This window comes from Streptomyces sp. CC0208 (assembly GCF_003443735.1).
GTDB classification, from domain to species: Bacteria; Actinomycetota; Actinomycetes; order Streptomycetales; family Streptomycetaceae; genus Streptomyces; species Streptomyces sviceus.
Genome location: NZ_CP031969.1, coordinates 2,595,777 through 2,609,404 on the forward strand (window position 1 = coordinate 2,595,777; position 13,628 = coordinate 2,609,404).

Below are 13,628 nucleotides of genomic sequence, written 5' to 3' on the forward strand. Positions count from 1 at the left end.
CGGGTCGGGGCCGGGGCCGGGACGGGGTCGGTCATATCCGGACGTTACGACGGACACCCACCCCCGGCACACGCGGAGGGGAACTCAGCCCATGAACTTCTTGAACTCGTCCGGCAGTTCGAAGTCCTGCGGGGCCTGCTGACCGGGCACCCCGAAGGCGCTGCCGGCCTGGGCGGCCTTGCGTGCGGCCTCCTCCTGCTCCTGCTGCTTGCGCTTCATCGGGTTGCCGGAGCGCTGCTTGCCCTTGGCCTTCTTGGGCTGCTTCCTGGCCCGGCCGGGGCCGCCGCCCATGCCCGGCACCCCGGGCATACCCGGCATGCCGCCGCCCTGGGCCATGCGGGACATCATCTTGCGGGCCTCGAAGAACCGCTCGACGAGGTTCTTGACCGCGCTGACCTCGACGCCGGAGCCCTTGGCGATACGGGCGCGGCGGGAGCCGTTGATGATGGTCGGTTCCTGGCGCTCGGCCGGGGTCATCGACTTGATGATGGCGGCCGTACGGTCGACGTCCCGCTCGTCGATGTTGTTGATCTGTTCCTTGATCTGGCCCATGCCGGGCATCATGCCGAGCAGCTTGCTGATGCTGCCCATCTTGCGGACCTGCTCCATCTGGGCCAGGAAGTCGTCGAGGGTGAAGTCCTGGCCCTTCTTGGAGGCGAGCTTGGAGGCCATCTTGGCGGCCTCTTCCTCGCTGAACTCCTTCTGCGCCTTCTCGAACAGGGTGGCCAGGTCACCCATGTCGAGGATGCGGGAGGCCATCCGGTCCGGGTGGAAGACGTCGAAGTCGTCCAGCTTCTCGCCGTTCGACGCGAACATGATCGGCTTGCCGGTGACCGACGCGATCGACAGGGCCGCACCACCGCGTGCGTCACCGTCGAGCTTGGAGAGGACCACACCGTCGAAACCGACACCGTCGCGGAAGGCCTCGGCGGTGTTGACCGCGTCCTGACCGATCATCGCGTCGACGACGAAGAGGATCTCGTCCGGCGAGACCGCGTCCCGGATGTCCGCGGCCTGCTGCATCAGTTCCTGGTCGATGCCGAGGCGGCCGGCGGTGTCCACGATGACGATGTCGTGGAGCTTGGCCCTGGCGTGCTGGACCGAGTCCTGGGCGACCTTGACCGGGTCGCCCACGCCGTTGCCCGGCTCCGGGGCGAAGACGGCCACGCCCGCGCGTTCGGCGACGACGCTCAGCTGGGTGACCGCGTTCGGTCGCTGGAGGTCGGCGGCGACCAGGAGCGGCGAGTGGCCCTCTTCCTTGAGGTGCCTGGCGAGCTTGCCCGCCAGGGTGGTCTTACCGGCGCCCTGCAGACCCGCGAGCATGATCACGGTCGGGGGCTGCTTGGCGAAGCGCAGGCGGCGGGTCTGGCCACCCAGGATGGTGACCAGTTCCTCGTTGACGATGTCGAGGACCCGCTGCGCCGGGTACTGCGAACCGGAGACCTCGGGGCCGAGGGCACGCTCCTTGACGTTCTTGATGAACGCCCGGACGACCGGGAGCGCCACGTCCGCTTCCAGCAGCGCGATCCGGATCTCGCGCGCGGTGGCGTCGATGTCCGCCTCGGAGAGCCGTCCCTTGCCGCGCAGGTTCTTGAAAGTCGCTGAGAGGCGATCGGAAAGAGTATCGAACACGGCGCTCGCGGTCCTCGGGGTCGGTGGCAGCTGGGAATCGCCCTCCAGGGTATCCCGGCGACACACCTGGCCGGGATCCCCCGGTCAGCCCCGCAGGGTCTCCTCCAGCTTCCGGGCCACGGAAGCCGCTTCGCCGGCCCCGAGCGGGGCGCCCTTGCCGTCGGTGACGTAGAAGGCGTCCACCGCGTTGGCGCCCAGCGTCGACACGTGCGCGCTGCGCATCCGCACCCCGGCGTCCTCCAGCGCGCGTCCGATGCGGAACAGCAGTCCGGGGGCGTCCTGGGCGCGCACCTCGATCACCGTGGCGTGCCGGGAGGCCGCCCCGGCGACCGTCACGCGCGCGGGGGGCGCGACGACACCCCGGCGCCTCGGATAGGCCGCGTCCCGCTCGGCGAGGCGCCCGGCGACATCCAGCGAGCCGTCCAGGACCCGTACGAGATCGGCGCGCAGCCGGGCCGCCTGGGGCAGCGAGCCGTACTGGGCGGCGACCCGCCAGTTCAGCAGGAGCACGGCACCCTCGACGCCGTCGGGCAGCTCCTGGGTGCTCAGTTCCGCGGTGCGGACCGTCAGCCGGTGCACGGCCAGCACTCCGGCGACCGCGGGCAGCACACCCGGCTGGTCGGGTACGGCGATCACCAGCTCCACGCCGAGCGGTTCCGGGTCGCCCGAGGGCTGGGCGTCCGCGGGCAGCTCGGTCTGCGCGCGCAGGGACAGCACCGGGCCGCCCGTCGCGAGCGCCTCGATGGCGAGCCGCTCCTGCTCGGCGGTGGGCGCGGCGGCCTCGGGCTCGTCGGGGTCGTCCCCGGCGAGCACCGCGGACACCCGCTTGACCAGGTCGGCGACGAGCGAGCCCCGCCAGGACGACCAGGCGGCCGGCCCGGTGGCCAGGGCGTCGGCCTCGGTCAGCGCGTGCAGCAGCTCCAGCGTGCCCTGCGAGCCCACCGCCTCGGCGACCGAGCGCACGGTGGCCGGGTCCTCCAGGTCACGCCGGGTCGCGGTGTCGATGAGCAGCAGGTGGTGGCGTACGAGTGTCGCGAGTACGGCGACGTCGTCGCGGTCGAAGCCGATGCGCGCGGCGACGTCCTTCGCGATGATCTCGCCGGCCACCGAGTGGTCGCCGGGCCAGCCCTTGCCGATGTCGTGCAGCAGGGCGGCGACGAGCAGCAGGTCGGGGCGGTGGACGCGCCGGGTGAACTCCGAGGCGCGGACCGCGGTCTCGATCAGGTGCCGGTCGACGGTCCAGATGTGCACGGCGTTGCGCTGCGGGCGGCAGCGCACCCGCTCCCAGTCGGGCAGCATCCGGGTGATCAGCCCCTCGGCCTCCAGTGCCTCCCAGACCTCGATGGTGGGCTGGCCGGAGCCGAGCAGGGTCACGAGCTGTTCGCGGGCCTCGGCGGGCCAGGGCGTGGGCAGCGGGCGCACGCCGACCGCCATGCGGCGCACGGCGTGCAGGGAGAGCGGGAGTCCGGCCTGGGCGGCGGCGGCCGCGGCACGCAGCGGGAGCACGGGGTCCCGGTCGGGGCGCGCGGCGCGGGCGAGCACCACCTCGCCGTCCTGCTCGACGACACCCTCCGCCAGAGGCGACCGTTCGGCGACCGGCTTGCCGCCCCCGAGCATGGCGCGCAGCCGTGGCCGCACGGCACGCGACCTGAGGACGCGTCCCACCTCGCGCCAGGTGACGTCGCTGGCGTACGCGATGACCCGGGCGGCCTCGTAGACCTGCCGCAGCAGGGTGTCGGCGTCGAGGAGGCCGAGTTCGGCGGCGACCTGGTCCTGTTCCTGGAGCGCGAGCCGGTCGGTCGCGCGGCCCGTCGCCAGGTGCAGGGCGTCCCGGACGTCGAGCAGCCGGCGCCGGGCGTCGTCGAGGCCCTCGCGCGGGGCGTCGGCCAGCCAGGAGGCGGCGACGGCACGCAGGGCGGTGGCGTCACGGAGACCGCCGCGGGCCTCTTTCAGATCGGGTTCGAGCAGGTACTGGAGCTCGCCCTGGCGTTCGGCACGCTCGGCACACAGTTCCTGGAGCTCGGGAAGGCGTTTGGGGGCCTGGTTGCGCCAGTCGGCGAGGACCGCTGTCCGCAGACCGGTCGTCAGTCCGAGGTCACCGGCGATGTGGCGGGCGTCCAGCAGGCCGAGTTGGACCTTCAGATCCTCACCGGCCGTCTTGCGGGCCTCTGCGGGTGTGCGCACGGAGTGGTCGAGGGCGAGGCCGAGGTCCCACACGGGGTACCAGATGCGATCGGCGAGGGTGGCGACCGCGCCCGGGTCGCTGCCGTCGTGCAGCAGGACCAGGTCCAGGTCGCTGCGCGGCGACAGCTCGCCGCGGCCGTAGCCGCCGACGGCGATCAGGGCGACCCCGCGCACCTGCTCGTTGCCCGCGGTGAACAGCCCCGAGAGCCAGTCGTCGGTCAGTTCGGCGAGGGCGGAACGGCGCGGCGGCCCGGACCGCGCCCCCTCCTGGAGGAGGCGCAGCCGGGCCGCCGCGTAGCCGCTGGGTCCCGAGTCCTCTGCATCCTTGCGCACGTTCGTGCTCGTCACCCAGCAGCTCCTGTTCTGTTCTTCGGTCAGAGCGCGTCCGGGCCGCGCTCGCCCGTCCTGACCCGTACGGCGGTCTCGACCGGCAGGGACCAGACCTTGCCGTCACCGATCTTGCCGGTGCGGGCCGCCTTGACGATGACGTCGATCAGCTGCTCGGCGTCGTCGTCCTCGGCGAGGACCTCGATGCGGATCTTCGGCACCAGGTCCACGGTGTACTCGGCACCGCGGTAGACCTCGGTGTGGCCCCGCTGACGACCGTAGCCGCTCGCCTCGGTGACCGTCAGGCCGTGGACCCCGAAGGCCTGGAGGGCTTCCTTGATCTCGTCGAGCCGGTGCGGCTTGACGACGGCGGTGATGAGCTTCATGCGTCCACCTTCTTGGACTCAGAGGCGGGCGGGGTCGGCACGGCGCTGCGGTCGTAACCACCGCCGGCGCCGCTGAAGTCGTATGCGGTCTCGGCGTGCTCGGCCTGGTCGATGCCCGAGATCTCCTCGTCCTCCTCGACCCGCATGCCGATCGTCTTGTCGAGCAGGAAAGCGAGGATCGCGGAGGCGACCAGGGAGTAGGCGAGGACCGCGAAGACACCGGCGCACTGCTTCCAGAGCTGGTCCGCGTTGCCGCCGTAGAACAGGCCCTTGACGTCGGACTGGCCCTTGCCGCTGGCGAAGAAGCCGATCAGCAGGGAGCCGATGATGCCGCCGACCATGTGGACGCCGACGACGTCCAGGGAGTCGTCGTAGTTGAAGCGGTACTTCAGCCCGACGGCCGCGGCGCAGGCGACACCGGCGATGGCGCCGATGCAGATCGCGCCGATCGGGGTGATCGCACCACCGGAAGGGGTGATGGCGACCAGACCGGCGACCGCGCCGGAGGCGGCACCGAGGGTGGTGAACGCGCCGTGGCGGATCTTCTCGTAGATGAGCCAGGCGAGCATCGCGGCCGCGGTGGCGATCTGCGTGTTGACGAACATCAGCGAACCGACGCCGTCGTCGTTGCCGAGCCACGAGCCGGCGTTGAAGCCGAACCAGCCGAACCACAGCAGGCCCGCGCCGAGCATGACCAGCGGGAGGCTGTGGGGGCGCATGGGGTCCCGCTTGAAACCGACACGCTTGCCGATGACCAGGATGACACCGAGCGCCGCGGCACCCGCGTTGATGTGGACCGCGGTACCACCGGCGAAGTCGATCACGCCGAGCTCGAAGGCCCAGCCGCCGGTGCCCCAGACCCAGTGGGCGACCGGGAAGTACACGACCGTCGCCCACAGCGCGACGAAGAGCGCCCAGGCGGAGAACTTCACGCGGTCGGCGATCGCGCCGCTTATCAGGGCGGGCGTGATGATCGCGAACATCATCTGGAAGACGGCGAAGGCGAGGACCGGGATCGTGTACCCGGACCAGATGTCGCCCTTGTCGATGCCGGTCCATCCGAAGAAGTCGGATTCCCAGCCGATGAGCGAGCCGTGGTCCGTGCCGAACGCCATGGAGAAGCCGTAGACCACCCACAGGATGGTGACGATACCCATGCTGATGAAGCTCATCATGAGCATGTTGAGGGTGCTCTTGACGCGGACCATGCCTCCGTAGAAGAAGGCAAGACCCGGGGTCATGATCAGCACCAGGGCGGAACAGATCAACATGAAGCCTGTGTTCGCCACAGACAGCTTGTCTGCGGCGAGCGTGATGGCTGGTGCCATCGGCGTCTCCTCGTCGTAGGTACGGCCCCGTGCGGGCGAAGCCAGAGCGGATTGAGGGGTGGGCCGGTTATGCGCCATGAGATTGGCGCAGCGCGGTTTCGGTGGAAGCCCCTCGTTGTTTCGCCGCCGTGACGAAGGCGCCTTGTGTGTTACGCGTCGATGAACTGGCAGATTTGGGCCACGCCGATCGTTATCGTGGCGCAACCTTCGTAGAAGGAAAGAAACCGGCCGCGGTCGGCCTTCCGACGACCTGGCATGGGGGAGCCGAGTCGGGCAGTTCGGGAGGGCCGGCCGCGGCCGGGGTTCCGGGGATTCAGACGGCTTCCGCGGTCTCCGGGAGTTCCACTGCGAGCTTGTCGGTGAGGTCCACGACTGCGGATAGATCACCGAAATCGCGTACGGCCGTGTCGACCGTCTTTCGAATACGAGTGTTGACCCGCTCGGAGCGGACCTTCTTGGCGATGTGCATGGCCTGTTCCACCAGTCCGGTGCTCTGCTCGGGCTCACGCCGCAGCAGGTGCACCGTGGCCATGCCGACGAGATTGAGTGCGTACGACCGCTGGTGCTCGCCGTCCTCGGAGAAGAGCTCCACCGCCCGCTGCATGAGGGGCTCGGCCAAGGAGGCGTAGGTCGGGCTGCGACCGGCGACGTAGGCCAGGTCGCGGTAGGAGTGGGAGTTCTCGCCGTACAGCTCCGCCTCGGAGAAGAAGCGGATCCAGTCGGGGTCCGGCTCGTCCCACTCGTCGGCCTCGGCGAAGGTGTCCTCGGCCATCCGGACCGCCCTCTTGCACTTGCCGGGCTGGCCCATGTTGGCGTAGGCGCGGGCCTCCATCGCATACAGCATGGACAGGGTCCGCGGGCTCGCGCAGTCCCGGCTGCCGTACTGCGCTAGGTGGATCAGCTCCAGGGCGTCCTCGGGCCGCCCGAGGTGGATCATCTGACGGCTCATGCTGGACAGGACATAGGAGCCGAGCGGCTTGTCCCCGGCTTCCTTGGCGGCGTGCAGGGCGAGCACGAAGTACTTCTGCGCGCTGGGCTGGAGCCCCACGTCGTACGACATCCAGCCCGCGAGCTCGGCAAGTTCGGCGGCGACCTTGAAGAGCTTGCGGGTGGTGGCCTCGGGCTGGGGCTCCTGGAGGAGGTCCGTGACCTCGTGCAGCTGGCCGACGACCGCCTTGCGGCGCAGACCGCCGCCGCACTGGGCGTCCCACTGGCGGAACATCACGGTCGTCGACTCGAGGAGTTCGAGCTCCGGCTTGGAGAGCCGGCCGACGCGGCGGGAGGCGGCCGGGTCGGGCTCACGATGCGGGGGGGCGGCGGGGCCGGGGACCAGCCAGCGCTGCATGGGCTCGATGAGGGACGGGCCCGCGGACAGGGCCAGCGAGGTCCCGAGGAAGCCGCGCCGCGCCAGCATGAGGTCGCTGCGCGAGAACTCGCTGAGCAGGGCCACGGTCTGCGGACCCGTCCAGGGCAGGTCGACCCCGGTCGTGGACGGTGACTGGCGGGCGGTGCGCAGTCCGAGGTCCTCGACGGCGACGACGCATCCGAACCGCTCGGAGAACAGCTCGGACAGGATCCTGGGGATGGGTTCGCGGGGGTTCTCGCCATCGAGCCAGCGGCGCACCCGCGAGGTGTCGGTGGAGATGTGGTTGGCGCCCAACTGGCGGGCCCTGCGGTTGACCTGGCGGGCGAGCTCGCCCTTCGACCACCCGCTGCGGACGAACCAGGAGGTGAGCAGTTCGTTCGGGCGCTTGTCGGCTTGCGCAGCGCTCCCGGCGCCCGTCCCGCTTCCGCTGTTGCCGCCCACTGGAACGCCCCCACTCCCTGAGACCACTTGTCGCCGAGTGCGCCAAGCCTTATCAGAATGCCGGTAAATACAGCCGTTCGTCCGGCAGTTGTCAGCCTTCGAACGCGGAACCGACTTGCCTCCGGCATACCCACAAGTGCAAGTGCCCCCAGGACTCGTGCACTCACAGTAATCCTACGATCACGCGTCCAGCCATGGCGATCCCGGAAACGCCACCATTCGCCACCCCTTCGAATGAACTCACGGTCGCCTCCACACGATTCACTTGACATAGACCGAGCGAGGTGGGCGGAGCGGTGCACTCAGGGGCGCACATGTCCCGGCGCACCACCCTGGGCGCTTCCGGGCGCCACCGTCGCCCGGAAGAGGCAACGGAGAGTGACCGGTCGCGTCCGCCTCGTAACCACCGGCGCGCTGGACCCGTTGGAGGGGGCATGGGCTTCACGATCGGCGGCATTCGGGAGATTCGTTCCGGTACGCGCAGGCGCGGCCGCTCCTCGGAGTGCACCGCCGTCGCCGAGTTCACCGGACTCTGGGGCTGGGACGTCGTCCCGGGCGCGCGGGCCTCGGCCGGCGCCTGCTCCTGCGGCCGCGCGGACTGCCCTCACCCCGGCGCCCACCCCCTCGACTTCGCGCCCCCGGTCCCGGCCGGGGCCACGCTCGACGAGGTGACCAAGGCATGGGGCGAGTTCCCCGGCGCCTCCGTGATGCTGCCGGTCGGCCGTGCCTTCGACGTCATCGAGGTCGCCGAGCCCGCCGGGCGCCGGGCCCTGGTCCGCCTGGAGCGCATGGGCCTGCCGCTCGGCCCGGTGACCGCGACCCCCGAGGGCCGCGCCCAGTTCTTCGTCGCCCCCGGCGCCGCGTCCGACCTGGCCGAGCTCCTCTACCGCATGGGCTGGGACGACACCGCCTCCCTCGACCTGCGCGGGCTGGGCCCCGGTACCCACATCACGGCTCCGCCGTCGGACCGGGGCGGCCTGGGGCCGGTGCAGTGGCTGCGGCCGTCTTCCCTGGACACGGCGACGAAACCGCCGGCCGCCCGCCTGCTGCTGGGGACGCTGGCGTACGTGGCGCACCGGTCGCGCGCATAGTCGTACAGCCGCCGTAAGCCATACAGCCGTACAGCCGGCCGTACACAGCGAAGCGCCCGTCCCCGACTGCACCTCGGGGGCGGGCGCTTCTTCGCGTTCCACGGCTCCGACTCGGCCGCGGGTACGGCGTCTCAGTCGCCGATCAGCGCGTCCACGAACGCTTCCGGCTCGAACGGCGCCAGGTCGTCCGCGCCCTCTCCGAGGCCGATCAGCTTGACCGGCACGCCCAGTTCACGCTGGACCGCGACCACGATGCCGCCCTTGGCGGTGCCGTCCAGCTTGGTCAGGACGATGCCGGTGATGTCGACGACCTCGGCGAAGACGCGGGCCTGCACCAGGCCGTTCTGCCCCGTCGTGGCGTCCAGCACCAGCAGCACCTCGTCGAGCGGGGCGTGCTTCTCGACGACCCGCTTGACCTTGCCGAGCTCGTCCATGAGACCGGTCTTGGTGTGGAGGCGGCCGGCGGTGTCGATGAGGACCACGTCGACCCCCATCTCCTTGCCCTCCTTCACCGCGTCGAAGGCGACGGAGGCGGGGTCGCCCCCCTCGGGCCCGCGCACGGTGTGGGCACCCACCCGCTCGCCCCAGGTCTGGAGCTGGTCGGCGGCGGCGGCCCGGAAGGTGTCGGCGGCACCCAGGACGACGCTCCGCCCGTCGGCCACGAGCACGCGCGCCAGCTTGCCGGTGGTGGTGGTCTTGCCGGTGCCGTTGACCCCGACGACCATCACGATGCCCGGCTTGCGCTCCTCGGGCTCGGTGCGCACCGTGCGGTCGACCTCGGTGCCGACCAGCTTGAGCAGCTCGGCGCGCAGCAGTCCGCGCAGTTCGTCGGGGGTCCGGGTGCCGAGCACCTTCACCCGCTCGCGCAGCCCGTCGACCAGTTCCTGGGTGGGGGCGACACCGACGTCGGCGGTGAGGAGGATGTCCTCGATCTCCTCCCAGGTGTCGTCGTCGAGGTGTTCGCGCGACAGGAGCGTGAGCAGCCCCTTGCCGAGCGCGTTCTGCGAACGGGAGAGCCGGGTGCGCAGCCGGACCAGACGTCCGGCGGTGGGCTCCGGGACTTCGATCTCGGTCGGCGGGAGCTCTTCCACGACGGGCGGCGCCGAGCCGCCCGGGAGATCCACCTCCTCAATGGTCCGGCGCGGTTCGTCGCGCGGCGTCTCGGCCTCGTCGCCGACGTGCGGCTCGGCCGGAGGGGCGGTGATGTCGGGCGCGGCGGGAGGTGGCGGGGGCAGCGACTTCTTGCGTCGGCTGCCGACGACGAGCCCGCCGAGCACACCGAGCACGACCACGGCGATGACTACAGCAAGGATGACGGTTTCCATAACCCGTCCAGTATCCATCCCGCCCTCACCGGGGCGAGCGCGCCGCTGTGCTCAGAAAAGCGAGACCCCTCGAAAGCAACGGCCCCGGGCCACCCGCCGAGCGGGAGCGCACCGCACGGACCGGGGACCTGTTCCAACGGGTTCACCGCCCACGCGACGATCACAGTCTCGGGGCCGCCGTACGCGGCACTGGCGAAGCCGGCGGCCGTGAACCCGGTCGGCCGACCGGACGACGGACCGAGTCGACACCGTCCTCTGAGCCGCGACTCGGGGGCCACTCGCAGGCAGGGCACGTCCCCCGCCCGGCACCACCCGGCACCGCACCCGGCCGCAAGCGCGGCGCGGCAGCGGCACCGGGTCCCGCCGCGCACCAAGCCGTCGACGCGAGCGCCTGCCGGCCCCATAGTAATCTGACGCCTCGTCAGCTACCGTCCCCGCACCACCCGTCCGGTGAAGGGGGACCTCCCATGCCCGTCACGGTCGTCCGTTTCAACCTCGTCGAGCCCGGCGCGACGCCCGCGTCCCTCAGCGCCCGCTACCGGGCCGCCCTGGAGATGGCCGCGTACGCCGACGAGCACGGGATCACCACCGTGCAGACCGAGGAGCACCACGGCGTCGACAACAACTGGCTGCCGTCGCCGTTCGCCTTCGCGGGCGCGGTGTTCGGCGCGACGCGGAGGATCGCGGTCACCGTCTCCGCCGTGATCGGCCCGCTGCACGATCCGCTCCGCCTGGCCGAGGAGATCGCCGTACTGGACCTGCTGAGCGGCGGTCGGCTGGTGACGGTCGCCGGGATCGGGTACCGGCCCGAGGAGTACGCCCTGTTCGACGTGGAGTGGCGGCGGCGGGGCCGCTTGCAGGACGAGCTGCTGGAGACCCTGCTGAAGGCCTGGACAGGCGAGGAGTTCGAGTACCGCGGCCGTACCGTACGGGTCACCCCGCGCCCCTTCACCGACCCGCACCCCCTTCTCCTGGTCGGCGGCTCCTCGAAGGCCGCCGCCCGCCGGGCCGCCCGCCTGGGTCTCCCCTTCTTCCCCAGCGCGCATCTGCCGGAGCTGGAGGCGTACTACAAGGAGCGGCTCGTCGAGTACGGCACCGAGGGCTGGACCATGATGCCGACGGCCGAGACGCCGTTGCTGCACATCGCCGAGGACCCGGACGAGACGTGGGACCGGCATGGGAAGCACTTCCTGCACGAGGCCCGGACGTACGCCTCCTGGCAGTCCGGTGACATCCGCTCGGCGGTGCGTTCGGCGGCCACGTCGGTCGACGAACTGCGCGCGGAGGGCGTGTACCGGATCCTCACGCCCGAGGAGTGCGTGGAGCAGGGCCTCGACAACCTCGTCCTGCATCCGCTGGCGGGCGGAATGCCGGTGGAGGAGGGGTGGCGGAGTCTGCGGTTGTTCGCGGAGCGGGTCCTTCCCGCGCTGAACGGCTGAGCCGGGCGATATCCGGTGGTCGGCGAGGACTCGGCGATGCTCCACTGAGCCCATGAGTCTGTTGGTGGAAGTGTTCGTCCGGGAGCCGGACGGCAAGCGGCGGATCCTTGACGTGCCGGACGGCGTGTACCAGTCCGGCGGCTTCGAGTCGTGGCGTACGACGGTGTGGGGCTCGGAGTTCGTGCGCTCGCTCGGTGCGCGCTTCCTGCCCGTACTGGCCGAGGACGACCTCTATGTCGAGGCCGAGGACGTGCCTGGGTTCCAGCGCGAAGTGGCGCTGCTGCGTTCCCGTCTCGACGAGTTCGCCCACGGCACCCACCGGCCACGGACGGTCGAGGAGCACCGGCACCAGATCGACACCCGGCTGCGGATCATCGAGGAGAGCTCCCGCAAGGCCCTGGAGATCGGCGGCGGCGTCCTCATCTGGTGACCCCGTGCGGTACGACACCGCCGCCCCCGGTCCAGGCGGTTGCCGGACCGGGGGCGGCGGACGGTTCGAGGAGAGGGGCAGCGGGGTGTTGGCCCCTCCCCCCGGGTTCGCGGGGGCGTCAGCCCATCTCCTCCAGCGCCTTGCCCTTCGTCTCCTTGACGTACTTGAGGACGAACGGGATGGAGAGCGCGGCGAAGACCGTGTAGATCACGTAGGTCGCGGACAGGTTCCAGTCGGCCAGCGACGGGAAGCTCGCGGTGATGGCCCAGTTGGCGATCCACTGCGCGGAGGCGGCCACACCGAGGGCGGCGGCGCGGATCCGGTTCGGGAACATCTCACCGAGGAAGACCCAGACGACCACACCCCAGGAGAGGGCGAAGAAGAGCACGAACACATGGGCGGCGATCAGGGCGGTCCAGCCCTGCGCGGCCGGCAGCTTGCCGTCGACCAGGTCGAAGGAGAACGCCCAGGCCTCCAGCGCGAGACCGATCACCATGCCGACCGAACCGATCAGGGCGAGCGGCCGGCGGCCGATGCGGTCCACGAAGATCATGGCGATCACGGTGCCGACGATGTTGATGATCGACGTCGTGAAGGAGTAGAAGAACGAGTCCGTCGGGTCGACACCCACCGACTGCCACAGCGTCGAGGAGTAGTAGAACGCGACGTTGATGCCGACGAACTGCTGGAAGACCGACAGGCCGATGCCGACCCAGACGATCGGCTTGAAGAAGAAGCTCCCGCCGAGCAGGTCCTTGAACGTCGACTTGTGCTCGCTCTTCATGGCGTGCTCGATCTCGGCCACGCGCGCGTCGAGGTCGATCTTGTCGCCCTCGACCTCGGCGAGGATCTCCCGGGCCCGCTCGTGCTTGCCGACGGAGATCAGGAACCGCGGGGACTCGGGGATGGCGAAGGAGAGCAGCCCGTAGAGGACGGCCGGGATCACCATGACGCCGAGCATGACCTGCCAGGCCTCCAGGCCCATCAGCTTGCCGCGCTGGTCACCGCCGGCGGCGTTCAGCAGGCCCCAGTTGACCAGCTGCGAGATGGCGATGCCGATGACGATCGCGGCCTGCTGGAAGGACCCGAGCCGGCCGCGGTAGGCGGGCGGCGCGACCTCGGCGATGTAGGCGGGGCCGATGACCGAGGCCATGCCGATGGCGAAGCCGCCGACGATCCGCCAGAACGCCAGGTCGTACAGCGCGAAGGGCAGCGCGGACCCGATGGCGCTGACCGTGAAGAGGACGGCCGAGATCTGCATGCAGCGGATACGGCCGATGCGGTCCGCGATGCGTCCGGCGGTCGCCGCGCCGATCGCACAGCCGATCAGGGCGATGGCGATGACCTGCGCCAGGGCCGCGGAGCCGACGTCGTAGCGGCCCCGGATGGCCTCGACCGCGCCGTTGATCACGGAGCTGTCGTAGCCGAAGAGGAACCCGCCCATCGCGGCCGCCGCCGCGATGAAGATGACATGCCCGAGATGATCGGGATGAGCCGTACGGGCTCCTGGTTCGGATGCCTGTGCTGTGCTGGTCACGTTTACTCCTCGGGCCACCGGCAACGCTGTCGGTGTGGTCAGCCCCCCAGGTAGGTGGTACCTGAAGGTAAATCCAACGTTCCTGACCTTATGCCTTCAAGTCTCAAATTCAAACGCGGCGAATTGTGAGAACTTAGACAGA

Annotated in this window: 10 protein-coding genes; 3 read left to right on the plus strand and 7 right to left on the minus strand. The window is 70.6% G+C overall.

Annotation, left to right across the window (positions count from 1 at the left end):
* Positions 1–84: 84 nt before the first annotated feature.
* The 5 genes from ffh to D1369_RS11640 form a co-directional block, all read right to left on the minus strand.
* Positions 85–1,632 carry a signal recognition particle protein gene (gene ffh / locus D1369_RS11620; protein ID WP_037901545.1) on the minus strand — a complete coding sequence of 516 codons (1,548 nt, stop codon included), beginning with the start codon at positions 1,630–1,632 and terminating at the stop codon, positions 85–87.
* 84 nt (positions 1,633–1,716) lie between these two features.
* Positions 1,717–4,164, minus strand: a complete 2,448-nt coding sequence (locus D1369_RS11625) for a [protein-PII] uridylyltransferase (protein ID WP_118082441.1) — start codon at positions 4,162–4,164, stop codon at positions 1,717–1,719.
* Positions 4,165–4,190: 26 nt separating this feature from the next.
* Positions 4,191–4,529 carry a P-II family nitrogen regulator gene (locus tag D1369_RS11630; RefSeq protein ID WP_003997576.1) on the minus strand — a complete coding sequence of 113 codons (339 nt, stop codon included), beginning with the start codon at positions 4,527–4,529 and terminating at the stop codon, positions 4,191–4,193.
* Positions 4,526–5,857, minus strand: a complete 1,332-nt coding sequence (locus D1369_RS11635; protein ID WP_007384957.1) for an ammonium transporter — start codon at positions 5,855–5,857, stop codon at positions 4,526–4,528. Before D1369_RS11635 ends, D1369_RS11630 begins: the two co-directional genes overlap by 4 nt.
* A 313-nt stretch (positions 5,858–6,170) precedes the next feature.
* Positions 6,171–7,664 (minus strand): hypothetical protein, encoded by a 1,494-nt coding sequence (locus D1369_RS11640; RefSeq protein ID WP_007384956.1) that lies wholly within the window; start codon positions 7,662–7,664, stop codon positions 6,171–6,173.
* 434 nt (positions 7,665–8,098) lie between these two features.
* Between D1369_RS11640 and D1369_RS11645 the strand changes: the two genes are divergently transcribed.
* On the plus strand, positions 8,099–8,755 hold the full coding sequence (locus tag D1369_RS11645; RefSeq protein ID WP_007384955.1) for a bifunctional DNA primase/polymerase: 657 nt from the start codon (positions 8,099–8,101) through the stop codon (positions 8,753–8,755).
* A gap of 131 nt (positions 8,756–8,886) precedes the next feature.
* Here D1369_RS11645 and ftsY read toward each other — a convergent pair whose 3' ends face one another.
* Positions 8,887–10,080, minus strand: a complete 1,194-nt coding sequence (gene ftsY, locus D1369_RS11650; RefSeq protein WP_037901542.1) for a signal recognition particle-docking protein FtsY — start codon at positions 10,078–10,080, stop codon at positions 8,887–8,889.
* Between the two features lie 467 nt (positions 10,081–10,547).
* Between ftsY and D1369_RS11655 the strand changes: the two genes are divergently transcribed.
* Together D1369_RS11655 and D1369_RS11660 are read left to right on the plus strand one after the other, a co-directional pair.
* Complete coding sequence (locus D1369_RS11655; RefSeq protein WP_007384952.1) at positions 10,548–11,519, plus strand: LLM class flavin-dependent oxidoreductase; 972 nt, start codon at positions 10,548–10,550, stop codon at positions 11,517–11,519.
* Positions 11,520–11,571: 52 nt separating this feature from the next.
* Positions 11,572–11,949, plus strand: a complete 378-nt coding sequence (locus D1369_RS11660; protein WP_007384951.1) for a hypothetical protein — start codon at positions 11,572–11,574, stop codon at positions 11,947–11,949.
* A gap of 118 nt (positions 11,950–12,067) precedes the next feature.
* On the opposite strand, the gene D1369_RS11665 is transcribed toward D1369_RS11660, so the two are convergent.
* On the minus strand, positions 12,068–13,486 hold the full coding sequence (locus D1369_RS11665) for a sugar porter family MFS transporter (RefSeq protein WP_007384950.1): 1,419 nt from the start codon (positions 13,484–13,486) through the stop codon (positions 12,068–12,070).
* Positions 13,487–13,628 lie beyond the last annotated feature (142 nt).